The organism is Agrobacterium vaccinii, from assembly GCF_021310995.1.
GTDB lineage: Bacteria > Pseudomonadota > Alphaproteobacteria > Rhizobiales > Rhizobiaceae > Agrobacterium > Agrobacterium vaccinii.
Genome location: NZ_CP054151.1, coordinates 62371 through 86280, shown reverse-complemented (window position 1 = coordinate 86280; position 23910 = coordinate 62371). Strand labels below are relative to the sequence as shown.

The following is a 23910-nucleotide window of genomic DNA, read 5'->3' as shown; positions in this document are numbered from 1 at the left end:
TGTAAAGCGGAAGGGCAGGGCACGGCCTTGCCCTTCCGGCAACTACGTACCGAACCCGATACGAACGTGCAGCCCTGACGTTCTGCGGTTGTCGATGGACAGAGCAAGCCCATAGACGTCGCAAATTTCTCTGACGATGGACAGGCCGAAGCCGGTTCCGGGCACCTTCGCATCCAGCCGCACACCACGCTCTGTCAGGGAGCCGATCTTATCGAGATCGACGCCGGGGCCATCGTCGCTGATACCAAGACTGTTGTCGGCATAGGCAATGACAATCTCCGAACTGGCCCACTTGACCGCATTCTCGATCACATTCCCGACCAGCTCTCGCAGATCGTGGGGATCAAGCGGAAGGACCACCGAAGTGGGGATATCGATCCGCCAGGTCAAAGCGTCGCCCTTCGGCGTTCTCTGAAGGGTGCGGACGATCTGGTCGGTAATCTCCTGAAGATTGGCGTCGGATTGGCGCATGCCAGCATTCGTCGCGATCCGGCTGCGCGTCAATTCTGCGTCGACATGGCCTTTCATGTAAGCCAATAGCCCATCTACCTCGTCCGCCATCTCGACTTCACCCTTTTCCCTGAGGGTGAGTGCATCATTGCCGAGTATTGTCAGCGGTGTCTTCAAACCATGTGCCAGATCGCCAGCCCTCTGGCGCGCTTTTTCGAGCGATTGAGCCTGAGCATCGAGCAGGCGATTGACGGCCTGTTCGACGGGCTGGAACTCTATGGGCAGAACGTCGTCCAATCTCCCTGTCCGACGTTCGCGGATGGTGTTGAGCGCAGATGTCAGCGATGAGATTGGCCTCAGGCCGAATATGACCTGAACGAAGGATGCAGCAATCAGGAAGATCGCAAGCCCGGCTAGATAGGGGGCGAGATCTGCTGCGAATTGGTACCCGGCGTCTTCCAATGGCTTTTTGTCTGCTGCAACAGTGACGTTGAGCGTCGTGAGACCATTAACTGTCGGTACCATGATCTGGCGCAACTGGGCTGCAAGCGTCGTTCCTTCCGGGCCTGCCAACACAAAGCGATGAACCGCACCATCCGACGCCAAATCGACTGGCACATCCAGAGTAAAGTCCCACAGTGACTGGGAACGAAACCTGTTGTTCGACGTGGCGTCGCCGATTTGCCAATAAAGCCCGCTATAGGCATCGGTAAATCGCTTGTCGATGAAACCGTTCGGGCGTTGCAGTTGGCCTTGCTGCGATACTTGCAGGGTCGCGGCGATGTTGTTGATATGGCCCGTCAAATCCGCGTCCAGCCTGTGCTCGACATTGGTGGAGAACACGGAGACCATGAACACCCCAGCCAAGGTCAGGGCACACGGAACGGTAATGAGTGAGACGATCAGGAAGCGACTGCGGATGGACAAAGGCCGCTTCCGGTGCGATGTGTTCATGCTTCTCCGATCCGGTAGCCGTAGCCTCGCCGGGTTGAAATGATGTCCTTGCCAAATTTCTTGCGTAACCGCCCGATCAGGACTTCAACCGAATTGCTTTCGCGCTCGAAGTCCTGCGCGTAGAGTTGTTCCGTCAGTTCCATTTGCGAGACGTGGCGTTCCCCGTGCGCCATCAAATAATTCAGGCACCGATATTCGAGCGGAGTCAGTTCGACCGGCACGTCGTTCAGTGATGCGACTTTTGTGCGGGGATCAATGCCGAGGCGACCGGCGCGAAGGATAGGCGCGGCCTTTCCCTGAGATCGCCGGATAATAGCACGCAAACGGGCAAGGAGCTCCGGCATTTGGAAGGGTTTTGCGAGGTAATCATCCGCACCAGCATCAATTCCCTCGACACGCTCCTGCCAACTGCCACGAGCGGTCAGAATAAGAACGGGCAATTCCCTCTCGCTTTGGCGCCATCGCTTGAGCACGGATAGGCCGTCTAGTTCGGGCAGGCCAAGATCAAGTACAGCCGCCGCAAACTCCTCGCTGTCGCCGCGAAACCAGCCTGCCTCGCCATCTTTCTCGTGCTCAACCACATAACCGTTGGTTTCGAGATGACGTTTGACGTCTCGGGTAATCAGTGGGTCGTCTTCGATAAGTAGAATACGCATCCGGGCTCAATCGTCGTCATTATCTACGTCAAGGACGCGGGCGTCCCGCGCGTCCATTTCAATCTCGACCAGACGGCCGTTTGCCTGGAGGACCTTGAACTCGTAGATGAACTTGCCGTCATCCTCTTCCAGTTCGACCTTGACGATCTCACCCGGAGCCACGCGGTGCACATGGGCTTGAAGTTCGGAAAGCGGCATGACCTCCCCCCGTTGAACAGCATCACGTAGCCTGTCCAACTCGCTATCATCCGCATGTGCAGGTAGTGCGAAGGCAAAAGCGATCATCAGAAACGCAAATGTGGAAACGACGCTGTTCATTGTCAGTCTATAGCAGGCTCTGGCTGAAATTTCGCTGACAGACCGTGTCAGCGGTTCCTCAGCGGGACATTCGTACTGTGCGATCAATCCATGAGCAAGACGCCTGGATCAACACAGCGAAGCCCTAATAGAGGAACATCCCATGAAAATTCTCGCAGCAACCGCTATCGCACTCACTGCTTTTGCAACCACGGCGCACGCAGATGACGACCGTCGTTGTGGAAATGTGCCGATCGCCGATTGGATGAGCGAAGCCGACCTGAGGGCAAAAATTGCACCTCTCGATATCGACGTGCGAGAGATCGATATCGATGACGGATGCTATGAGGTCGAGGCCCGCAACAAGGACGGACGGGAAGTCGAAATATCATTTCATCCACAGACGGGCGAACAGGTTCATATCGACGCAGATTGAGCCTTGTGGAGGCTCAGTGGACAAGGGAAAGAATCCCTTGTCCAAACCCTCTGTTGCCATACCTTCCAATCAACACGCACGAAGCCAACAAAACCGATTATGTTCAAAGCATGTTGGAGATTTGAACCGACTGGTTGCTCATTGCTCTTCAGAGAGTATCTTCGTATCGGAGGAGGAAGAGCATGGCCCACGATCAAACCTATCAAGTGGCGAAATACAGCCGGTTCTCACGCGTTCTGCACTGGATCGTCGCACTGCTCGTTTTCCTGACATGGCCGATGGGGTTGATGATCGGCTTTGTAAAGGAAGAGGTGAAGCTCGATTTTTATCTCGTCCATGAAAGCCTGGGCTTCCTCGTGCTCTGGGTCATGTTACTGCGGGTCGGTGCCCGGTTGTACACACCCGCTCCTCCGATCCAAGGTCCGGCGCTGGAACGCATCGCCGCACATACGGTCCATGGCTTGATCTACGTCTTTCTCATCGTCATGCCGGTGTCGGGATTTCTGGCAACCAACGCTCACGGCTTTCCGTTGGAATGGTTCGGGGTGGTGCCGGTCTGGAGTCCCCTCGGTAAATCTCCGCAGATCGCTCCGACACTGTCCGCCATCCATGAATGGAGCGCGTGGATCGTTTTGGGGCTTTTTGCGTTACACATGCTGGCAGTGATCTTCCATCATCTGATCCGTCGGGACACCACGCTCTACCGTATTCTCTAGACAGGAACGTCGATGCGCAATCTTCACATGACTGACAGAATCTGGGCACGGCTTCTTTCCATTCGTGACGGCAAGGATGTGGTGAGGAGAAAAGAGGCGGATGCTGCCCTTACGCTCTACGGCCCTATCGCCTCGGCAACAGGAGGTTTTGTTCTGGCACAGGTCGGTCAGTCCCTGGATGGCCGCATCGCTACACCGAGCGGAGACGCGCGGGACATATCCGGGCCCGATGGACTTGCGCATCTCCATCGCTGTCGCGCTCTGGTCGATGCCGTCATCGTGGGGATCGGCACGATCAAGAACGACAATCCACGCCTGTCTGTGCGTGAGGTCAGTGGCCCAAGCCCAACCCGTGTCATCATCGATTGTCGCGGTGAACTAACAGGAAATGAGGGTCTGTTTCATGATGGCGGCGCGCCCGTCATAGTCATCCGAGGGCATGACGCGCCGCAGACTTCACACCGTGGCGATGTAGTGACGCTGAAGCGAGGACCTGTGGGGCTGGACCCTTCTCATATTCTCGACGCTCTCGCGCAGCGCGGCTTGAAGCGAATTTTGGTGGAAGGTGGAGCAAGAACGATCGCCCGCTTCATCGACGGAAATCTCGTGGACCGCCTCCACGTTGCCATTTCACCCTTGATCATTGGATCTGGCCCGTGCGGCATATCCTTGCCGCCGATTGCCAAGCTCTGCAATGCCCACCGTCCCACCGCCGACGTTTATGCGCTCGGCAGTGATGTGCTGTTCGACTGCCGCTTGAAATCGGAGGTGAATTCAAGCGTCCGGGAGAGCAAGGAAATCCGTATGGCCGACGATGCAGACGCTGCCCTTTTTGCCAATGTTTGATAGGCGGAAGTCGAGCCATTCTTTGAAGTCTGCGCTGCTGATGTTTCCGATTTCCTGAATAGGCTGGCGGAATCCTAAGAGAAACTCTTTCTGCAATTCGGCTGTCTCAGGCCCAAGTCGCCACGGGCTTTTTGCCGTTTCCACGATGAAGCCGCGCGCTTCGCACAAAGCAGTAAGACGATCTGAGGCATCTGGGCCCAGCGCCGGACCAAAACCTTTATCGGACTGCTGGTGACGATTGAAATCTTTCACGATCTGCTTATCCAACGGGTGCTTGAGCGACCACTCCATGATGCCATCGTAGTTGATAGCGGCGTAGAGTCCGATCTTGCGTCGTGCGAGATGATCGACGAACCGGTTACAGAACTCCTCCGAACAGAGATCGAAGAGCGCCGATGCTGTCACCAGAGCGACGCCGTTAAACAGTGTCTCGTCCAACTGGTTTAGGTCCTGACAGTGAAACTCGATGTTTTCACTGTCTCCGATTTGACGCTTCGCCTCGTCTAAAAGGGCTGTCTCGTAATCAAGCAGCTTCCATACGGCCCCCGGCAAAGCAGGAGACAGCGTTCGATAAGTCGATCCCGTGCCGCATCCGATATCCATGATGATGTGAGGTAGCGGATGCGGACCGAGATACGTGTTGACCGTATCAAGCAGGACTTTCGATCTGGCGTCTCGGTCCGCTGCTTCCCGAAGTGTCAGCCAGTTCTTGTCGAAGCCGCTCATGCAAACTCTTTCAATGCGTTCGAAATGATTTCCGATGTGTCAGCCCAGCTTGGCAACAGCGCACCAGCGCGCGCAGCAGCCTCTGCACGACGTCTGCGTTCCAGGGGATCGCTCAGCAGCGCCCTGAGTGCGGCCGCCATCGCGTCCACGTCGTCCACCGGCACCAGAAAGCCCGCATCGTCAGGCACGACATCCGGCACCGCGCCCGCTTTGCAGGCTACAATCGGCAGACCATGCGACAGGGCTTCAGCAAAGACCATGCCATAACCCTCATAGCGGCTGGCAAGCGCGAAGATGTCTGCGTTTGCGTAAGCGGGGACGAGGTCGTCAGACTCCCCAGCCAGAATGATGCGATCCGAAAGCTTCAGCGTATTGATTTGCTCTGCCAGGGCATGGGCTGTGGGTGGGTCCAGATGCGGACTCCCAATGATCGTTGCTTGCCATGGAAGATCGGCGACTTGTTCAAGCGCTGCAATCAGGATGTCATATCCTTTGCGCTTGGTAAGGGATCCAACTGAAAGGATTTGCGGGGTCTCGTTCCGCTGCTTATTCTCAACAGGCGGCTTAATTGTGCCTGGAACTGCCACCGTGATTTTATCAGGCGACACATTGAATTTCCTAGCCAACTCGCCCGCCGTCATCGTAGATGTCACCACGACATGGCGCGTTGCAGCCAGCGCTGCTGTTTCGCTGACGTGTAAGCGCACCTGTTGCTCTTCGCTCAATCCAGTCTCAAGTACTAGCGGATGGTGAACGAGGGCTATGATCCTGAGGCGCTCGGACTCCTGTTTCGCCCAATCATCCATAATGCCGAAAGCTAGGCCGTCGACCATCACCAGTTTACTGTCCTCAAGTGCTGAAAGGCGATCTCCAGCTTCCTGCAGCGTTTGCGCGGAAGGTGAAGGAAATCCGTCCCCAAGCGCGAGAAGGTCTATGTCCCAACCGAGATCACGCAAACCCTTTATGATTTCCCGGTCGTAGCCATATCCTCCTGTCTTGAGCTCAAGATTTCCGGGGTATGCAAACGTGAGGCGCTTTTTCAAAGATCAGCCTCATACCAGCCGCGTGCCGCGTGAGACTCATGCAGCGTTATTTTCAGACGGCAAATTCGGTGGCTTCCGGGACCGAGGCGCTTTGCGGCAACCGCAGAAGCAAGCTCATCGAAGACATGTTTCGCGATGACTTCCGTCGTGCTGATCTTGCCTGTGAAGATGCTGAGTTCATCCAGATTCTTATAGTTCAAAGGCTTTAAAACCTCCGAGAGGACAGTGGTGGCTGCGCCTATGTCAACGGCCAGTCCGTCCTCATCGACGTCTTTGGTGAAGAAGGCCGCATCCACGACGAAGGTTGCGCCGTGCATTCCCTGTGCCGGGCCGAAAACCGGGCGTGGAAGGCTATGGGCAATCATGATGTGGTCTCTGACTTCGACTGCGAACATGGTCTCTCTTTCGTTAGTAGTGGATGCGATGGCAAAGCGTGTCTTGTGATGACAAAATACGTGGATAGTCCTCTGCCAGATCAGCAAAGGCCGTCTCGCCGGAAATGAGGTTGTCGAGGCGGTCGTCGTGTAGCAGATCAAGAGCCTTCGCCATTCGCCGCGCAAAACTCCAGCGTGCCTTGCGCGTCGCAGGAATGGACCCTACCTGCGAACTGATGAGAGAAAGCCGCTTGGAATGAAACGCACCGCCTAGCGATATGGTAACCGGTTTGTCGCCGTACCAGCTTGCTTCGACAATCCGCGCTTCGATGCCCCCATGCTGAATGGCATCTGCGAGGGCGGCGCCGGACGCTGACGCATTGATGAGCACGTCGAATTCGCCATCTAGCTTACCCGCCTCTGCGAAGCTGATGCCCATCGCTTGCACGTGCGCGCGGCGCTCGGGGTTGCTGTCAACGAGAACGCTCTCTGTCCCCGCAATCCGTCCGATCAGATTGGCAATCAAAGTCCCGACAACACCACCGCCAAACACCGCGACACGGTCGCCGGGTTGGATGAGAGCATCCCAGACGATATTGAGCGCAGTTTCCATATTGGCCGCCAGCACGGCGCGGCCTGACGGAAGATTTTCCGGCAGCACGGAAACCATGTCTTTCGTCGTGATGAAGTTATCCTGATGGGGATGAAGGCAAAAGACGTTTTTGCCGATCAACTCCGCTGGCCCGACCTCGATGACCCCAACGGAGGAATAGCCGTACTTCACAGGAAACGAAAAATCGCCTTCCATATGAGGGCCGCGCATCCGCGCAAATTCACTTGATGGGACCGCGCCGTTGAAGACGAGGGATTCCGTTCCGCGACTGATACCGCTGTAGAGACTGCGGACGATTACCTCGTTGTCATCAAGCTGTCTGAGGCTATCGTCTCTTATCTCGCAATGATTTGCGCGCGCAATCCATAGCGCGCGACTTGTTCGTTGCCGATTCTGCGCTGCGGTGCCGATAGAAGATGCCAAAAGCGTGATCCCACAAATGCTTATTCAATGGAGCGTATCGCTGAGAGGCGCGTTTTGTTCCGTGCACAATGCCGAAATAAATTTCTGCCCCCCGAGAAATCCAAGAACGATCTTCTCCGTAAAAAATAAAAACGTCTAGGGAGAGCATGCCATATGTCGCCTATTAGCCAGTCACCTTTTCAATTCACCACGCCTGAAATTGAAGTCGAACGCGCCGTTTCGGAGCTTCGTTATGGTCGCCCGGTTCTTCTGTCTTCCAATGAGAGAAAGCTTGCCGTTTTGGCGCTGGATGCTGTCGCGCCCTCGCTCTATGACCAGTTTGCCATGGCGACTGAGAACCGGCACTCATTGTTGCTAACGGCTCCCCGCGCCACGCGGCTCGGCATCGTCGGCAACGGAGATATCGTGACGCCACTCTCCGGCGTGAATTTTGAGCAGGCCTCCACACTATCCTACGTGCTCGGTGCTGAAAGGCCTGAAAGGTGGATGGAGGCTGACGCGCTCGCATCGCAAACCGCAGAACTGGCGCGCATCGCGCTTCTTCTCCCAGCCATGGTGATTGCCGACGTCTCGAGCTCGCACGGCAGCTTTGATGGGTGCTGCGAATTATCCGCAGATCGCTTGAAGGGCACAGATGTTGCACGTCAGCGCTTCGAGAAGGTCGTCCGCACGCGCGTTCCCCTCAAGGATTTGGGGGACTCCGAATTCGTCGTTTTCCGGGGTGGACTTGCGCAAAAGGACCAGATTGCCATTGTCGTCGGCAAACCGGACGTATCGCGCACCGTGCCTATCCGCATCCACTCTTCCTGCATCACCGGCGATCTTTGCGGTTCGCTGAAATGCGATTGCGGCGATCAGCTTCGCAATGGACTGGTGCTGCTGAAACAAGCGGGCGGTGGTGTTCTCCTTTATCTCGATCAGGAGGGACGCGGCACGGGTATCGGCGCGAAAATGCGTGCCTATGGATATCAGCATCTTGGCCTAGATACGATCGATGCAGACGCTGAACTCGGTCTAGAAGCGGACCACCGACACTACGAGGCGGCCATCGCAATGCTGCAGCATTTGAATATTTCAAAGGTCGCCATTTACACCAACAATCCGACAAAGATCAGTGCGATCAGGGCAGGGGGTATCGAAGTGGATGCGCGTGCTCCGGTGACGGGAACGGTGACGGCGGAAAACGAGAACTATCTTCGCACAAAGACCCTTCGTGCCGGGCATCTCATGGATTTGAAGGCACTTGTTGCGGCTGAGTGACATATGTGGGCGGGTGAATGAATGACACTGATCGATGGCGGTACGCCCAATAGTCTCAGGGACCGAAGGCCCCTTTTTCAAAACACGCTGGCACATCTCGCCTGTCTGATGCTGGGCACGATCATTGTTGCGCTGCTCGTTCGCACAGAAATGTCCTTGGGTTGGGATTTCGTCGCCTCTGCCGTGATTTCCCTGTCGGTCATCTTCGGCTTCGTGGTGTATCTTCTCCCGAAATATCCACACCGCAGGTTCGGCTACGCCAATATCGTGACCGCCTTTCGGGCCTCGCTCGTAAGCCTCACAGGCGCGATGGTGCTGTGTTTTGAAAGCCTGCACACGGCGGATACGGTTCTCTGGATATTGGTCGGTGTCGTGGTCGTCGCGCTGGCGTTGGATGGTATCGATGGGTATCTTGCCCGCCGATACCGTCAGGAATCCGAGTTAGGCGCTCGTTTCGATATGGAGGTGGATGCGTTCCTCATCCTGATCCTCTCGGCAGCAGCCGCCATGCTCGATAAGGCTGGCGCGTGGGTTCTTATGATCGGCTTGATGCGATACCTCTTTGTGGCAGCAGGCTGGGTGGCTCCGTTTCTCTCTGGTGATCTTCCACCTTCGCTGCGGCGCAAATTCGTTTGCGTCGTGCAGGGGGCAATACTGTGTTTTGTTCTGGTTCCGGCTGTCACGGCGCCGGTTTCGGCCTATCTCGCCGCCGCCGCTCTTGCAATGCTGGTGATCTCATTTGCCATCGACATCGTTTATCTGCTACGCAAGCGGATGGCAGCGTGACCGTCGCAGCCGACTTGCTGTCTTGACAGATCGCGCACTCGTGATGCCTGCCTCAGGCGTGGCTTGGCCGCTTTCGCAATACCGCTGTGGCGAGGAAGATGGCTCCGGGTGCTGCACCGGCAAGCGAGAGCCCTCCATACGTAATGCTTGCAGCAAGTCCATCGACCGACGCCGCCCCCAGCATGGGCCAGAGTACCATGGCCGCAGCTTCACGAGTACCCCAGCCGCCAAATCCGGTCGGGATCAGCATCGCCACGAGACAGAACGGAATGATCGTAAAACACGCGATCCACGGCAGCCCGGAATCAGCTGCCTGTGCCGCAATGAAGAATACGCCGATGTAAGCAGAGAGAATGCCGATGCTCGTGACGGTGTGAAAAAGCCAGGCCTTGCGCCTGACGAAAACATCCAGAAGGCTCTCGCGCAGAGCGCTTCTGGCCTCACCACGTCGCTTCTTCAAAAGCAGCACAATCACAGCCGCCGCAATCACTGTTGCGCCGAAAACAAGGTAATGCCGCGTATGTTGGCCGAAATTGGCACCGGTGACGATGGGCCATATGGCAAGCCCCACCAACGCCAGAACGAAGAGCGCAATCTGCCCGGAAAGTCGCTCAAAGAGAACGGCTTTGGCAGGCTGCTTCCATCCGCCCGGTTCATCACCCCGCATTCTCCACGCGCGCACGGCATCACCGCTCATTCCTCCCGGAAGCGTCTGGTTGAGAAGGCTCGCGACGTAATATTCACGGATCGCTTTCAGCGGCGCGATGTCCTGCCCTAGACGCTGCGAGGTGAAGCGCCATCGCAGGGCGGAAAGGATGATCTGCACCTGTACCAGCGCGATACAAGAAATGATGGCCGCCCACGAAACGCGCGCGAGGGATTGCTGAAGCGCGGTCAGCTCGGTGCGAACCACAATCATGGCAAGGATTGCCAACATCATGACGGACACGAATATTCGCAGTATGTTCAAGCGTTGCGGCCTTTACAGTATGTCGGCTTCCATCAGATTTTACGTGCGATAAACAGGAGCAGTTTGGTTTGATGGGAAAATTCGGGACAGGTGGAGAACACATTAACTTGAAAGCGATGGTCGGAGCACTCCTTTTCTCTGTCGCTGCTTTCCTTGCCTTCACCCTGCCTGATCATCCCGACGCACTGGGCTACGGGGCCTTTGCGCGCCTACCGCTGGAATGGCCTCTCATCGCGATTCTGGCACTGATATTGCGGGGATGGTTGAGGCGTGTCGTTATCCTTTTTTCCGGCGCTGTTGTCTTTCTCGTTCTCTTCCTGAAGCTTTCCGATATCGGCGTGCAGAGCGCATTCCAGCGGCAGTTCAATCCATATCTCGACATCAAGATGCTGAGTGACGGCTGGAACCTCATATCACGCACATTGGGCACGCCCGCCGCCGTGGCCGCACTGGCAGGCGGAATAATCCTCATCGTGGCAGTAGCGGCAGTCTTTCTCATGTCGCTGCGGTGGATGGCGCAGGCGCGAGGACGCTTACGGCAGATGCTGCTCGGCGCTTTCGCAGCCATCCTTGTCATCGGCGGATTGGCCCTTCTTCTCGGCAAGCCGCAGGTCGAGTTTGAAACGCCAACTTATCTTTCGGCAAGACTTGCTCTTATCGTTCGTTCTGCCGCGGATATGCAGGTTTTCGAGCAGCAGCTCGCAAGCGGACTTGGCCCTCGCCATGGAAAGGACCTCTTTCAGGCGGTGAAGGGCAAGGATGTCGTCCTGATCTTCGTGGAATCCTACGGGCGATCAGCAGTCGACGACCCGCGATACTCAGGCGTGACGCTCCCTAGGTTGTCCGCAATCGATAAACAGATCGAAGCGGCAGGACTCCATGCGGCAAGCGGCTGGATCACCTCTCCCACCGTTGGTGGGCTAAGCTGGCTGGCGCACGGCACATTGCTATCAGGCCTTTGGGTCGATAGTCAGGCGCGGTACGACCGCTTGATGATCAGCCAGCAACCGAGCTTGAACCGACTGTTCTCTCAAGCTGGCTGGCATAGCGTCGCTGTCATGCCAGCCATTACCATGGATTGGCCGGAGTCTGACTATTTCGGCTATGATCAGATACTTCCAGCGTCGGGTCTCGAATATCGCGGCAAGCCCTTCAACTGGGTCACGATGCCGGACCAGTACACAATGTCCGCCTTTGATCGCCTTGCGGTAAAACCTGCCCACGCCCGTGAACAAAACGTGATGGCGGAAATCGCACTTATCTCAAGCCACGCGCCTTGGACGCCAGTGTCAAAGCTTATCGACTGGGATCAGATTGGCGATGGATCGGTTTTCAACGACCAAGCAACCAGCGGCGATCCTCCTGCTGTCGTCTGGGCCGATCCAGACCGCGTGCGCAGCCAGTATATCCAGACCATCGATTACTCGCTCGCCACGCTGGGCGACTTCATGGCGCGACAGGGGCGTGGCACTGTCTATATTATTCTCGGGGATCACCAGCCCGCATCCATCATCACTGGCCCAGCCGCATCAAGAGCCGTACCGGTGCACATCGTCACGGACGATATGCAGCTCCTCAACCGATTTCAAAGAGAAGGCTTTACCGCGAGTATGACACCCATGAACGCGACGCGCGAGTGGCCGATGAACGAACTGCGTGAACTGTTAATCGATGCACTCAGCGGGCGGTAGGGTTCGCGCCGACGATTTCAACGCGATGAACGCCCATCGGTTTGAATGGCAGAAATTGGTCTTCGCCCAGCAGCTTCGCGGCCAGCCAAAGGACTGACATCCACATTTCTGTGCCCTGTAACCCAGGAGAGTGTCCTTCCGCAAAAGCAAATCCCCTGCCTTTTTGCCAACGCTCCCTGATCCGTCTCACAGTTTCGCGGGCAATATTTTTTGCCTCCTCTTGTCTGTGATTGGTCTGTTTCAGGCAGAGAAGAAGAGGATGGATCGTGTCGAGCAGGTTGCAGGCGTTGTAATCCTTGCCCTGAAACGCTCCATATGCGCGGTAGTTTGCAATAACGGAATCGATTGCCGCCTGCGGATAGGGAACGGGCAGACCGAATTGGGCGTAGGAACCTCGGGTCAGCCGGTAGAAGCCGTTGACCGGTTGCAGCAGACCCTGCGTGGTCGTTGGCTCACCCCACAGCCCTGTCGTTTTATCGACATTTAGCGCCAGCCATCCGAAGAGAACGGCAAGGTTGTCGCTGGATGTGAAATATCGCCTGTTGAAATGGTGCGCCGTGGCGACGGCGTCGACCGTGGCACCACAGTGCCAAGCGCGGCTTTGCCATGGCAGATTGTCCAGAAGGCGAATAAGGTCGTCGGCAGTCATATTCTCCACGAACGCGATAGGGTGCTTGGGCGCAGCCTCGAAACATTCCAGCGCATATCCGACCGCCAGAATATTGTAGAGAACATTCTGGTCTTGTTCCGGCGGCGAGGAATGGCTGTGGTTGGCGTCGAAAAACAGCCCCGTTTTGCTATCCTGCATCGCCTGAAAGTCAGCTACGGTTTTTCTGGCGTCGAAGGCCGTAGCTTCCTCTCCGAATGCTGCCGCGATCTCGATTGCGTCGCACAGATGCCTCACGCTTTCGACGTCATTGCCGGATGCATCGGGTGAACGATAGACGCCGCCCTTTTCATGTGAGCGAATGACGGTGCGCCAGTCGCCCGCTATCTCTACTCCGATTTCCCGCAATAGACGCTCGGTTTCCGGCAGTTTTGTCGCGTGCGTCTGCTCGCCGCGATATCTCAAAACCCGGGCGGGAACGCCACCTGCGATGGCCATGGCTGGAATGTCCTTTGCCACCACCGCGCCCGCTGCAATGATCGCTCCGCGTCCTATCTTCACGCCGTCCAAAACAACCGCATTGGCACCCATCCAGACATCGTCGCCAATCTCTATGCCGAGCGAGGTCAGCGGCTGGCGGTAGATAGGGGTCTCGATATCATCGAAGCCGTGATTGAAGCCGACGATGCTGACATGAGATGCGATACGCACGCCGTTACCGATCTTCACCTTCCCTGAAATACAGGCATAAGGGTTGATCGATACGTTGTCGCCGAGTTCAATGTCACCGCGCACGATTGCATGACCGGCAATCCACGACTGCGCACCCATTATCAACCTGTCCGTATACACCTCAGCTTTGTCGGCGATGTAAACGCCTGGCCCGAATTGAGCATTGGCGCAGTGCTTCAAACTTTCTAGACGGGCCTGATGGTCAGGGCTGTCGATATCTTCCTGTGTCCGTTCCCAGGTAACGATATTCAGCCGATCCGACCGTTGGGAATTCATCTGCGTCAGCCTTCGCGATTTTCGTTCAGAGCAAAGGCCGCAACCCGCCGTCCATCGCGCCTGAACGTCTCTTCCAACGCAGACAGATCAGCAGTAACCGGCAATTCGGCCAATGCCGCTTCCGCTGCCGTGTCGGCGGGGAGAGCCATGCAGGCCGTGATAAGATGCGTCTCGCCTGTCGCGATCGTGCCTCGTAACTGCGGAACAAGCGTTCTGGCATGTATGAGATTGGTGTTGGCGATGGCTTGGTGGCATAGACCGACCCGCCGGGTGCCAGTCGATAGATCGAAGATGGCGCTTGTATCGGCCTGCCCGTAACAGACAGCACCGCCTTCGCCCTCTTCCGTCCGGTCACGATTAAAATCGGCTCGTTCGATGGCAAATCCACCTTCGGATATTTGCAGAGGACGTGGGGTGCGGATGCGATGCAGCCTTATGTGCCAAGGGTTGCGCGGCACGAGCCACGTCTCGATATCGACATCCGCCCATGGCCGCCAGCGCGAGTAGAGGCATTCCCCGGCAATCAAAGCCTCCTCCATCGTCTCACGCGTGCGAAAATGCACGCCGTCATCCGATAGCCCCAGCATTCCGTCGAAACTGGCCGCTGCAAAATGCCGGTCGTCTGCCTCGATGTTGAAGGCGTAGCGCGTCGAATAGACGAATTTTGAATATTTCTCCTGCGCGCCGCGCATTTTGTCATGCTGCTGGCCCGAGGAGAGAACCACGACATTGCCGGGCGTGTGGAAAGCGACCATGCCGGGTTTCGGCAAGGGCACCGGCTCGGCAAATGTTTCTGGCTCTGCTTCTTCCGCAACCCAGAACGGATGGTCGCCCGGCAGTGCCAAAGGCAGGAAGAACTTCAGCGCCCAATAGGGCGAGCAGGGCGAGTTGTAACTCTCGCTCATCAACAGGTTGGGATAGCCGTAACCGATGGACAAGACGCCGTCGCGGTCACAAATCGGTAGCTTCGCCCACCATCTGATGTGACGCATGTAATAGCCTTTGACCTGAGACCACGGCAGAGCTTCCAGATCTGCAAAGGCGAGCCCGCCCCAGAAACCGCCCGCCGCGAAACGATAGGTCTGGCTGCGCCCGAAGGCGAGCGAAGCGCCATCCGGGCCAAACCAGTGGCGGATATCGCTGGCGAAGCGTTTGGAGCGCTGGAGCAGCCGGGTTTTGCGCGCATCATCGCCCTTGGCCAACACCGTATAGATTAGCCCGTAGAAATGCATGGCGAAGGGCACGTAGTGATCGACCCGCCGCACCGGTCCGTCGCGGTACCAGCCATCGCCAATGTCGAAGGCCTCGAGTTCATCGAGATAGGCGTGCGTCTTGGTTTTGTCGAAAGCAACGCCCACGCGCTCCAGACCGAGATCGATCAGAACGCGGAAGAACTTCCAGTTATTATCGACGAATTCCCGTTCGCGCGCTGCCAGCAGATAGGCGGCAACGACTTCTTTGTCCGCATCCCTCAAGGGCTCCCAGATGTGCTCAGGCACCATGGCCAGCGCAAAACCGATCGCGGCCAGCTCCACAAGCCGCTGGTTGCGGTCTGAAACATCGCCCCAATATTCGGCATGATCCGGGTTGGTGCCGTTCGCCAGACCGCGCCGGTACAGTTCCCAATACGGGAAGTCATATCCGCCCGCTGACAACGGTACGATTCCCCAAAGCGGGCGCGCAAAGCCTTCCAGTTCCGCTGCCGGATAATCGAAGATCGCGCCCGTGGCACTCAGCCGGACCCGCGCCCCACCTTCGGAAAAATACGGTAAAAGCGGGTTGAACAGATCCATCACAGCCTTTGCGAGATCGTCTCTCGTCAAAAGTGGATTGTTGAAAAGCGGGTTAGCCTTGGCGTTATCGTGATGCACGGCATGTTATCCAAAAACAGATCATAAAAACGGCGGTCGCAAGAGACCTGCGACCGCCTGATGCTTACTTAATGGCTTTGACACCGTCGTCCATGTCCTTGATGCCGTCATCGATGGAGATGTTGTCGGTCATCAGCGCATCGTGGACGCGGTTCAGAACCACCTCGATGCGGGCAGCATTCGGGTTGACGGCCATTTCCAGATAGGCCTTGCCAGCTTTCAGCGCATCCTTGCTGTTCTGGTCCTGCGGAAAGCCGGGAAGTGCGGCAATCGTCTGCGCAACCGTGTCCGATCGCAACGCCGGGAAGGTGCCGGTCGAGGCGACGATGGCCGCACCCTCCGGCCCGGTCACGAACTTGATGAAATCAAGCGCCGCTTCCTTGTGTGCGGAATTGGAATTGACCGACAGGCCGGAAATCTGCGCTGCCGTCGTACCCGCTTCGACGCCATCGGGGTGCGGAAACTTGACGATACCCCAATTGGCGCTCTTGGATTCGCCAGATTTCACTTTGGCGATCTGCGTGCCCATGAACCACGTTCCCATCGGCATCATCCCGATGGTGCCGTTGAAGAACAGCGCGGAATAATGAGTGTTGGAGGTTTTCAGCGATGCATAGGACGGGATTGCGCCGCTCTTTTGCAGGGCAAGCGCCCGCTCATACCATGGCTTTAGAAACTCGTATTTGCCATCGACCAGCGTCTGCTTGCCGTCCTGAATGCCGGGTAGTTGGACCGTGGAGCGCCATGTGTGCAGCAGCGCGCCATAGACGCGGTTCTGGCCCATGCCGCCCTTGAGCTTGGTGGCGATTTCATCGAACTGCGCCCATGTCATGTCATTGGTTGGATAGGGGACGCCCGCCTTGTCGAAGACGTCCTTGTTGTAATAGACGATCCAGAAATCCGAGCGGAACGGCAAAGCAAAAATCTTGCCATCCACGCTCAGTTCCTCGATCAGCCCGCCATAACCCGCCGGGTCGATCTTCTGGTCTTTCATATAGCTGCTGAGATCGGTGATGTTGCCAGCACGCACGAGGTTGGCATAGCCAGGCACATCCTTGATGGTAACGATATCGATGTCTTTCGAACCGCCCGTCAGTTGCGTTGAAATCATCTGCGTGTAGTCCTGCGAACCCAGATCGACAGGCTCGAAACTGACATTGGGATGCTTGGCTTTATAAGCATCCATCAGCGGCTTGAAGTAGGCGCCCTTGTCGAGATCCCACAGCGCCCATTTGAGCGTCACCGGCGCATCGCTCTGCGCAAATGCCGCCCCTCCCATACCAATGGCAAAGCCGATGCCTGCGGTGGCCAGTGCGAATGCACGTCGTGTCGTGTTGAATTCCATAGTCGGTTTCCTCCCGGACTGTGTGGTTTATTGATAGTGTCGGTCAGCGCGTCCCTTTGAGGTCAAAGACCTCGATATGCCTTGCTGCAAAGCAGATAGCGAAGATGCCCAGCGAAAAATTAATGGTGGCAGGCATGAACACCGACACCGGATAAAACAGGATATGCGCAAGCCACAGCGCTGCGACGAAAGCCAGTGCTGCCAGCATCGGAAGCGGCTTCACCAGCGCCATTAATGCCGATTGCCGAAACAAGCTGATAAGCGGTAGATCGCGCGTCACCGTCAGCACGATGGCATAGGCGGAGACGAGACTGACAAACAGCGTCATCACGACGCTGATCGCCAACGGCAGGCTATAGATCAGCCCATCCGGCACCGCTTTTGCGTAGGTGATAACGGCATAGGTGCTGGCGGCCATTAGCGCTGCACTGGTCAGCATCAGAACCGTGCCACGCACCGCATAGCGCTGAAACGCCTCTAGAAAGTCGCGCAGCAGATAGGTGTTTTCATCCGAGACGATGGAGCGGGACACCCGCGCCATGGCGAATGTCGCGGCAGGGATTGTCACCACTGGCAAGCTGGCAATCAGGAACAACAGGTTGAGCTTCACCAACTCCCACCATTCGCGTTTCAGGATATCGAAGAACAGGGCAAGGCCGGTGGCGCGCGGGGCATCCTTTTCGATCCCGGCTCCCTCCCTTGTCCAAAGTCCTTCAAGCCATTGCATCATGCGCCTCCCAGCGGGTTAGTAGAGAATGGAGCGTTCGGTTTCCGGGTCGAACACCTGCGCGCCAGTCAGGTCGGCAATGAGGGTGATATCGTCGCCCAGTCTGCCCTTGAAGCGCGGCGAGACGCGCGCGATCAGTGCCTTGCCGTTTGCGACGAGATTGAGGTGAACCTCCGATCCCATTGGCTCGGCCAGCTCCAGCGTGGCATTGAATGGCACGGTGTTGGCTGCGTCGATATCAGCAGGTGCAAACTCGTGAAAATTCTCAGGCCGAATGCCGAGAATGACCTCCTTGTTTTCGTAAGGGCGCAGCCGCTCAATATCGATGCTGGCGGGCAAGGGCATCGGCTTGCCATCGAAGACAGCCGTGAAACGCTCACCGTCGCGCTTCAAGGTTACCGGCAGCATGTTCATTTGCGGGGCGCCGATGAAACCGGCAACGAACATATTAATAGGCCGGTCGTAAAGCTGTTGTGGCGTATCCACCTGCTGAATGTGGCCATCCTTCATCACCACGATGCGGTCGGCCATCGTCATCGCTTCGATCTGGTCATGCGTCACATAGATGAAGGTCGCATCCAGCCGCTTGTGGAGCTTGCTGATCTCAGCCCGCATCGTGCCGCGCAGCTTGGCATCGAGGTTGGATAGCGGCTCATCGAGAAGAAAGACCTCTGGGTTGCGCACCATGGCGCGGCCCAGCGCCACACGTTGCCGCTGCCCACCGGACAGCGCCTTCGGTTTGCGGTTCAACAGATGTGTGATGTCGAGAATATTGGCGGCTTCCTTCACTTTTTCATCGATGAAGTCGCGCGGTGCCTTTCTCAGTTGCAGCCCGAACGCCATGTTTTTATAGACCGTCATATGCGGATAGAGCGCATAGTTCTGGAACACCATGGCGATGTCACGGTCCTTGGATGGCACGTCATTCATCACGTCCTCGCCGATGCAAAGCTCGCCGCCGGAAATTTCCTCCAGCCCGGCAATCATCCGCAACGTGGTGGATTTACCGCAGCCGGACGGGCCGACCAGAATGATGAATTCCTTGTCGGCAATCTCCAGATCGATATCGTGGACGACCTTGAGCGCACCAAAAGTCTTGTTGAGTTTTTTCAGCGAAATGCTTGCCATATGTCCCTCACGCGCTCACCAGTAGGAGGCCCAGTTGCGCGACAATCGCGTCAGTGCTTCCAGATAATAATAATCGCCCCAGGACACGCACTCATCAACGCCTTCGCCGCGGCAGGTGTTGTGCTGCGTTTTCTTCGAATAGGTGCCGTGCAGAAGCTGCCCATTTGAGATGCCGGGGTCCTTGACCGAGTAGCTATCGACAAGACTTTTCACCATGCGTCGGGCCAGATCGCGATACTGCTGCGCCTTCTCAGCCTCTTCCAGATCGGCCATTTCCAACAGGCCGCAAGCAACGATGGACGCTGCCGAACTGTCGCGTGGCTCGCCGTCTTTTTCCGTGAAGACAAGGTCCCAATAGGGCACGAGATCGGACGGTAGGCGTTTCAGATAGAAGGCCAGCAGTCGCTCGAAGGCATCGCGGTAGGCGGACAGGCGCTCGTAGCGGTAGGAAAACGCCATTCCCGCAATGCCCCAGGCCTGGCCACGCGCCCAGTAGCTCTCGTCGCTATAACCCTGCTTCGTCACACCCCGTACCGGTGCGCCGGTATCCGGGTCCATATAGAACGTGTGATAGGTGGAATCGTCGGGCCGTACCGAATGGGCAAGCGTGGTGCGGGCATGGGCCAGCGCAACATCGCGGTAGTCCTCGCGCCCCGTCTGTTCAGCTGCCCAGTAGAGCAGCGGCAGGTTCAGCAGGCAGTCGATGATGTAGCGATATTCATTCGGGTTGCCCTTGCGCCCCCATGCCTGGATGAACTGGCCGATGGGCTGGAACCGCTCCATCAACTGGTCGGCTGCCATCAGCGCCGCACGCTTGCCGTCCTCATCCCCCACCAGCTTCCAGGCGGCGATACAGGAGGGCGAATAGAGAAAGCCCATATCGTGATGGTCCGTCTCGATGCGGTTTTCGATCCGGTGCAAAAAGCTCTGCACCTGTATCTGCGCCGCATGCTGAAACACCTTGTCGCCCGTATGCTCGAAGGCCAGCCATATCTGCCCCGGCCAGAACCCGGCGGTCCATTGGTCGTTGGCAACGGCCGGATAAAAATTGCCAACGCTGGAATGGTTCTGTGCCTTGTAGGTAAACACCGGCAGGTTGCGCCGCACCTGTTCAACGGCCTTTGCCATCGCCGCATCGACTTCGGCAGAGGTAATCGGGTTCGGTTGGGTGTTGGTAAAATTCAGCATGGCATCAACCCTTGATCCCTGAGGAAGCGACGCCTTCGACGAAGAAACGTTGCAGCGCCAGGAAAACGATGAGAACCGGGATCAGCGCCACCACGGACGCGGCCATGATCAACCCGTATTCTGCCGAATATTGCGAAATGAACATGCGAAGCCCGATCTGGATGGTCTTCAGTTCGGTTTTCGTCAGATAGATCATCGGCCCGAGAAAGTCGTTCCAGGTCGTGACGAAGGTGAAGATCGTCAGCGTCGACAGCGCTGGCTTGGAGAGAGGCAGCATGATCTTCGCCCAGATCTGGTATTCGTTCATGCCGTCGATGCGCGCCGCCTCGCACAACTCGTTGGGTATCGACATATAGAACTGCCGCATCAGAAACACGCCGAAGGCGGTAAAGGCTTGCAGCAGGATCAGCGCCAGATGGGTGTTGTTGAGGCCGAATTCCCGCATCAGCAGGAATTGCGGCACCATATAAACCTGCCACGGCATGGCGATGGTAGCGATGTAGCCCAGGAACAGCGTGTTCTTGTAGGGAAAGTGCAGCTTGGCAAAGGCATAGGCAGCGAAACTCGATGTCAGCAACTGCATGATCGTGACGATGATTGTCAGCTTCGACGTGTTGTAGATGAACAGCGCCAGCGGGATTTTCGTCCATATCTCGGTGTAGTTTTCCCAACGCGGCTGCGCCGGTATCCATTCGATGGGGAAGGCAAAAACATCGCGGCTGAGCTTGAGCGATGCCGAGAGCATCCACGCAAACGGTAGCAGCATGACGATGGTGATCGCGATGACCGTGGCGTAGACGGCAATCGTTCCCACGGTGACTTTCCGGCCCATGATTCGCATCGTCTCAGTCCTCCCGCTGCCGTTTGAACTGGACGACGGTCACGGCCAGCACGAGGAAGAACAGAACGAGCGCAATCATGCTGGAATAACCGAGATCCCAGGAAATGAAGGCTTCGTTGTAGATGTGATAGACCAGAACCAGCGTGGATGTGCCGGGCCCGCCCTGCGTTATCATGTAGACCTGATCGAACACTTTGAAGGATTGGATCGTCAGCATGACGGTGACGAAAAACGTCGTCGGCGCCAGTTGCGGCAGCGTGACGTGGATAAACTTCTGCCAGGCATTGGCGCCATCCAGCCCTGCCGCCTCGTAAAGCTCGGAATTGATGCCCTGAAGCCCGGCGAGATAGATCACCATGTAGTAACCCATGCTCTTCCAGATGCCGAAGAGAATGACTGTCACCATCGCCCAATGCCGGTCCGCTGCCCAGCCGGGCATATCGGCAGGGTCCATGCCCAGCGTATAGAGCAGCATGTTGACCGGCCCCATTTCGGGGTTGAAAATCATGTTCCAGACGACGGCCACTGCCACCAGCGACGCGACGTAGGGAAAGAACATCGCCGTGCGGAAGAAGTCGCGCCCGAGAATTTTCTGGTTGAGGAGCACCGCCAGTCCCAGCGCGCACGCCAGCGTCGCAGGCACGGAAACGACGGTATAGACGATCGTATTCCAGAAGGCTGAAATGAACGCCTTGTCTTCGAACAGGCGCCAGAAATTATCCAGCCCCGCAAAGCTCATGGCATTGGAGCCATCCCAATGCATGAACGCGAGCGCAAAGGCGAAGAGAATAGGGCCGAGCGTGAAGATGGCGAAGCCGAGAAAGTTCGGGGCGATGAAGGAATAGGCGATCAGCGCATTTTCGATCCGGCGTCGTCTCTTGGAAACGATCCGGACCTTCTTCTTGCGGTATGGGGCTGCCTGTGTGTCAGTCGCGGTCGCAATGGCCACGGCATTCCTCCCATTGTCGGCCCGCCGTCATCATGACCGGCGCACACTGTTGCACTCTCTCCTGCCATCAGATTTTCACCTGATGCCTCCTGCCGTTTTGATAGCACAAAATCCGCATTGGTCAAACAACTTCACTTAAAGTCAGACAAATTCTCTGGAGATTCAAAAAGACGTATGATAGGAGCCTTGCTATCGAAGATCGAACGCGCGGGAGGTCAGGGCGTGTTTGCAGAGTTGATACCGCTCTTGCCGAATAGGCTGGGTGATTTTGCAGCCGATGTCACGGCTGAACGCATCCGCCGCTCCGCATCGCAGGCCAGCCGCGCAGAGCTGATCGATGCTGCCGTGAAGGCGCTCAATGAGCCGTGGTCCACCATCCTCGCCAGCGACTACATGGAGTACACTCAAAACGGCAACCGCTCGCGCTTCGAAGCACTCTATTTTGCGCGCCGCCTCAAGCTGAACGCGCTGATTCTGGGAGAATGTATCGAGGGTGATGGACGTTTCCTCGCTGAAATCGTCGACGGCCTGTGGCTCATCTGCGAAGAAAGCGGCTGGCAGTTGCCCGCGCACAATTCTCATGTCCGTGGCGGTCCTCGCACCCCGCTTCCCGACCCGCAGAACCCAGTGATCGATCTCTTCGCGGCGGAAACAGCGGCCAATCTGGCGCTCGTCTCGTTCCTGCTCGCCTCCCAACTGGACGCCACCCTCTTGGCGCGAATATCGAGCGAAATCGACCAGCGCATCACCCGGCCCTACCTCTCGCGCCATTTCTGGTGGATGGGCAGTGGCGATGAGCGGATGAACAACTGGACGGCGTGGATCACGCAGAACGTCCTCCTATCCACATTTTTGCAGCCCACCGATCAGCCCACCCGCCGCGCCGTTGCCGAACAGGCCCTGAAAAGCCTCGATGCCTTCCAAAAAGACTACGCGGAGGACGGGGCCTGTGAAGAGGGCGCACTCTATTACGGGCATGCGACACTGTGCCTGTTCACAGGACTAGCGGTTCTAGAAGAAGCGGCCCCCGGCGTGACAGCCGCGCTTTTGAGCGAAGACAAGCTCCGCAACATGGCCGAATTCATTCGGCATATGCATGTCGCCGATGACCAGTTCTTCAACTTCGCAGATGCCCCAGCGCGGTTCGAGACTAGCGGTCTGCGTGAATATCTCGTCGGCAAAACCATCGCATCCCCTGCGCTTCAGGCCTTCGCCATAGATCGCTGGCAGCGTTCGTCCAAGCGCTTGATGCAGGACGAATGGAACCTCTGGTATCGCGTGCAAGCGGTTCTGTCAGAGCAGGAACTGTCCGAGGCTGCTCTCCCGCCACCCGCCAAAGTCGATATGTTCTACCCCGGCATAGAACTCGCCATCGCCCGCGATGCTGTCTTCGATTTGGCCGTTAAGGGTGGCAACAATGGCGAAAGCCATAACCACAATGATGTCGGCAGCATCACGCTGTACAAACGTGGCCGTCCCTTCCTCATCGATGTCGGCGTGGAAACCTACACTGCCAAGACCTTCTCGCCGCAGCGTTATGACATCTGGACCATGCAATCGGCCTTCCACAACTTGCCGAGTTTCGTTGGCGTGATGCAGAAGGATGGCGAGGCTTTCGCCGCCCGCGATTTCCGTGTCGATTTCACCGAACAGCATGCCGAAATCTCTCTTGATCTCGACGGTGCCTATCCGCCGGAGGCCGGTGTGCAAAGCTACCTCAGGACCGTCAGACTGGTCCGCGGCCAGTATGTCGAGATCATCGATGAGCACGAAGGCGAGCGAGATGCCGTTCTGTCGCTCATGACGGTCGAAAAGCCCCGCATTGCTGGCAACATGATGGTTCTGGGTGACCTCGGTTCCATCGATATCGAAGGCGCGGCGGTGCCAACGATCGAAACGATCGAGATCGCTGATCCGCGCTTGCGCCAGTCATGGCCAGACACCATCTACCGCACCCTCATTCCGCTCAAAGGCAAACGCCTTCGCCTCGTCATCCGCTAAGGGA

General features: G+C 57.0%; 23 protein-coding genes. 7 read left to right on the top strand and 16 right to left on the bottom strand.

The window, feature by feature from the left end; translation table 11 throughout:
- Positions 1-42: 42 nt before the first annotated feature.
- Genes HRR99_RS15565 through HRR99_RS15555 form a run of 3 tightly spaced genes read right to left on the bottom strand, consistent with a single transcriptional unit; the run spans position 43 to position 2378 of the window.
- The gene (locus HRR99_RS15565) at positions 43-1404 is read right to left on the bottom strand and encodes a sensor histidine kinase (protein WP_233123625.1); all 1362 of its coding nucleotides are present in this window, start codon (positions 1402-1404) and stop codon (positions 43-45) included.
- Entirely contained in the window at positions 1401-2060 is a 660-nt protein-coding gene (locus HRR99_RS15560) for a response regulator transcription factor (protein ID WP_112500204.1), read from the bottom strand. The genes HRR99_RS15565 and HRR99_RS15560 overlap by 4 nt, the downstream gene beginning before the upstream one ends.
- Positions 2061-2066: 6 nt before the next feature.
- Positions 2067-2378 (bottom strand): PepSY domain-containing protein, encoded by a 312-nt coding sequence (locus HRR99_RS15555; RefSeq protein ID WP_112500205.1) that lies wholly within the window; start codon positions 2376-2378, stop codon positions 2067-2069.
- A gap of 142 nt (positions 2379-2520) precedes the next feature.
- On the opposite strand from HRR99_RS15555, the gene HRR99_RS15550 reads away from it, so the two are divergent.
- The 3 genes from HRR99_RS15550 (at position 2521) to HRR99_RS15540 (ending at position 4355) form a co-directional block, all read left to right on the top strand.
- Positions 2521-2793 carry a PepSY domain-containing protein gene (locus HRR99_RS15550; RefSeq protein ID WP_112500206.1) on the top strand — a complete coding sequence of 91 codons (273 nt, stop codon included), beginning with the start codon at positions 2521-2523 and terminating at the stop codon, positions 2791-2793.
- Between the two features lie 182 nt (positions 2794-2975).
- Positions 2976-3509 carry a cytochrome b gene (locus tag HRR99_RS15545; protein ID WP_112500207.1) on the top strand — a complete coding sequence of 178 codons (534 nt, stop codon included), beginning with the start codon at positions 2976-2978 and terminating at the stop codon, positions 3507-3509.
- A 12-nt stretch (positions 3510-3521) separates the two neighbouring features.
- Positions 3522-4355 carry a RibD family protein gene (locus HRR99_RS15540; protein WP_233123624.1) on the top strand — a complete coding sequence of 278 codons (834 nt, stop codon included), beginning with the start codon at positions 3522-3524 and terminating at the stop codon, positions 4353-4355.
- Here the strand turns inward: HRR99_RS15540 and HRR99_RS15535 are convergent.
- Genes HRR99_RS15535 through HRR99_RS15520 form a run of 4 tightly spaced genes read right to left on the bottom strand, consistent with a single transcriptional unit; the run spans position 4284 to position 7321 of the window.
- Entirely contained in the window at positions 4284-5081 is a 798-nt protein-coding gene (locus HRR99_RS15535; RefSeq protein WP_233123623.1) for a class I SAM-dependent methyltransferase, read from the bottom strand. The two genes, HRR99_RS15540 and HRR99_RS15535, sit on opposite strands and share 72 nt — an antisense overlap.
- Positions 5078-6124, bottom strand: a complete 1047-nt coding sequence (locus HRR99_RS15530; RefSeq protein ID WP_233123622.1) for a glycosyltransferase family 4 protein — start codon at positions 6122-6124, stop codon at positions 5078-5080. The genes HRR99_RS15535 and HRR99_RS15530 overlap by 4 nt, the downstream gene beginning before the upstream one ends.
- Positions 6121-6519: a 6-pyruvoyl trahydropterin synthase family protein gene (locus HRR99_RS15525; RefSeq protein ID WP_233123621.1), complete on the bottom strand. Its 399-nt coding sequence runs from the start codon at positions 6517-6519 to the stop codon at positions 6121-6123. Before HRR99_RS15525 ends, HRR99_RS15530 begins: the two co-directional genes overlap by 4 nt.
- Before the next feature lie 13 nt (positions 6520-6532).
- Positions 6533-7321, bottom strand: coding sequence for a zinc-dependent alcohol dehydrogenase (locus HRR99_RS15520; RefSeq protein ID WP_233123620.1), 789 nt, complete (start codon positions 7319-7321; stop codon positions 6533-6535).
- 366 nt (positions 7322-7687) lie between these two features.
- Between HRR99_RS15520 and ribA the strand changes: the two genes are divergently transcribed.
- Both ribA and HRR99_RS15510 read left to right on the top strand, forming a co-directional pair.
- Positions 7688-8794 carry a GTP cyclohydrolase II RibA gene (gene ribA, locus HRR99_RS15515; protein ID WP_233123619.1) on the top strand — a complete coding sequence of 369 codons (1107 nt, stop codon included), beginning with the start codon at positions 7688-7690 and terminating at the stop codon, positions 8792-8794.
- A 21-nt stretch (positions 8795-8815) separates the two neighbouring features.
- Positions 8816-9580 (top strand): CDP-alcohol phosphatidyltransferase family protein, encoded by a 765-nt coding sequence (locus HRR99_RS15510; protein ID WP_233123618.1) that lies wholly within the window; start codon positions 8816-8818, stop codon positions 9578-9580.
- Between the two features lie 52 nt (positions 9581-9632).
- Here HRR99_RS15510 and HRR99_RS15505 read toward each other — a convergent pair whose 3' ends face one another.
- Complete coding sequence (locus tag HRR99_RS15505; RefSeq protein WP_277877908.1) at positions 9633-10550, bottom strand: lysylphosphatidylglycerol synthase transmembrane domain-containing protein; 918 nt, start codon at positions 10548-10550, stop codon at positions 9633-9635.
- 116 nt (positions 10551-10666) lie between these two features.
- On the opposite strand from HRR99_RS15505, the gene HRR99_RS15500 reads away from it, so the two are divergent.
- The gene (locus HRR99_RS15500) at positions 10667-12241 is read left to right on the top strand and encodes an LTA synthase family protein (RefSeq protein WP_233124933.1); all 1575 of its coding nucleotides are present in this window, start codon (positions 10667-10669) and stop codon (positions 12239-12241) included.
- Here the strand turns inward: HRR99_RS15500 and HRR99_RS15495 are convergent.
- The 8 genes from HRR99_RS15495 to HRR99_RS15460 all read right to left on the bottom strand — a co-directional run bounded on the left by HRR99_RS15495 (position 12228) and on the right by HRR99_RS15460 (position 21905).
- The gene (locus HRR99_RS15495) at positions 12228-13856 is read right to left on the bottom strand and encodes an acyltransferase (protein WP_233123616.1); all 1629 of its coding nucleotides are present in this window, start codon (positions 13854-13856) and stop codon (positions 12228-12230) included. The genes HRR99_RS15500 and HRR99_RS15495 overlap by 14 nt on opposite strands.
- Before the next feature lie 5 nt (positions 13857-13861).
- Positions 13862-15727 (bottom strand): DUF2264 domain-containing protein, encoded by a 1866-nt coding sequence (locus HRR99_RS15490; protein WP_233123615.1) that lies wholly within the window; start codon positions 15725-15727, stop codon positions 13862-13864.
- Positions 15728-15791: 64 nt separating this feature from the next.
- Positions 15792-17072 (bottom strand): ABC transporter substrate-binding protein, encoded by a 1281-nt coding sequence (locus HRR99_RS15485; RefSeq protein WP_233123614.1) that lies wholly within the window; start codon positions 17070-17072, stop codon positions 15792-15794.
- Between the two features lie 43 nt (positions 17073-17115).
- Positions 17116-17799 carry a DUF624 domain-containing protein gene (locus HRR99_RS15480; protein ID WP_422387360.1) on the bottom strand — a complete coding sequence of 228 codons (684 nt, stop codon included), beginning with the start codon at positions 17797-17799 and terminating at the stop codon, positions 17116-17118.
- An 18-nt stretch (positions 17800-17817) separates the two neighbouring features.
- Complete coding sequence (locus HRR99_RS15475; RefSeq protein ID WP_233123612.1) at positions 17818-18927, bottom strand: ABC transporter ATP-binding protein; 1110 nt, start codon at positions 18925-18927, stop codon at positions 17818-17820.
- Between the two features lie 15 nt (positions 18928-18942).
- Positions 18943-20115 (bottom strand): glycoside hydrolase family 88 protein, encoded by a 1173-nt coding sequence (locus HRR99_RS15470; protein WP_233123611.1) that lies wholly within the window; start codon positions 20113-20115, stop codon positions 18943-18945.
- Positions 20116-20119: 4 nt separating this feature from the next.
- A complete protein-coding gene (locus HRR99_RS15465; RefSeq protein WP_045231938.1) occupies positions 20120-20956 on the bottom strand; it encodes a carbohydrate ABC transporter permease in 837 nt (278 codons plus the stop codon).
- 4 nt (positions 20957-20960) lie between these two features.
- Complete coding sequence (locus HRR99_RS15460; RefSeq protein WP_233123610.1) at positions 20961-21905, bottom strand: carbohydrate ABC transporter permease; 945 nt, start codon at positions 21903-21905, stop codon at positions 20961-20963.
- 222 nt (positions 21906-22127) lie between these two features.
- Between HRR99_RS15460 and HRR99_RS15455 the strand changes: the two genes are divergently transcribed.
- Entirely contained in the window at positions 22128-23906 is a 1779-nt protein-coding gene (locus HRR99_RS15455) for a heparinase II/III domain-containing protein (RefSeq protein ID WP_233124932.1), read from the top strand.
- Positions 23907-23910 lie beyond the last annotated feature (4 nt).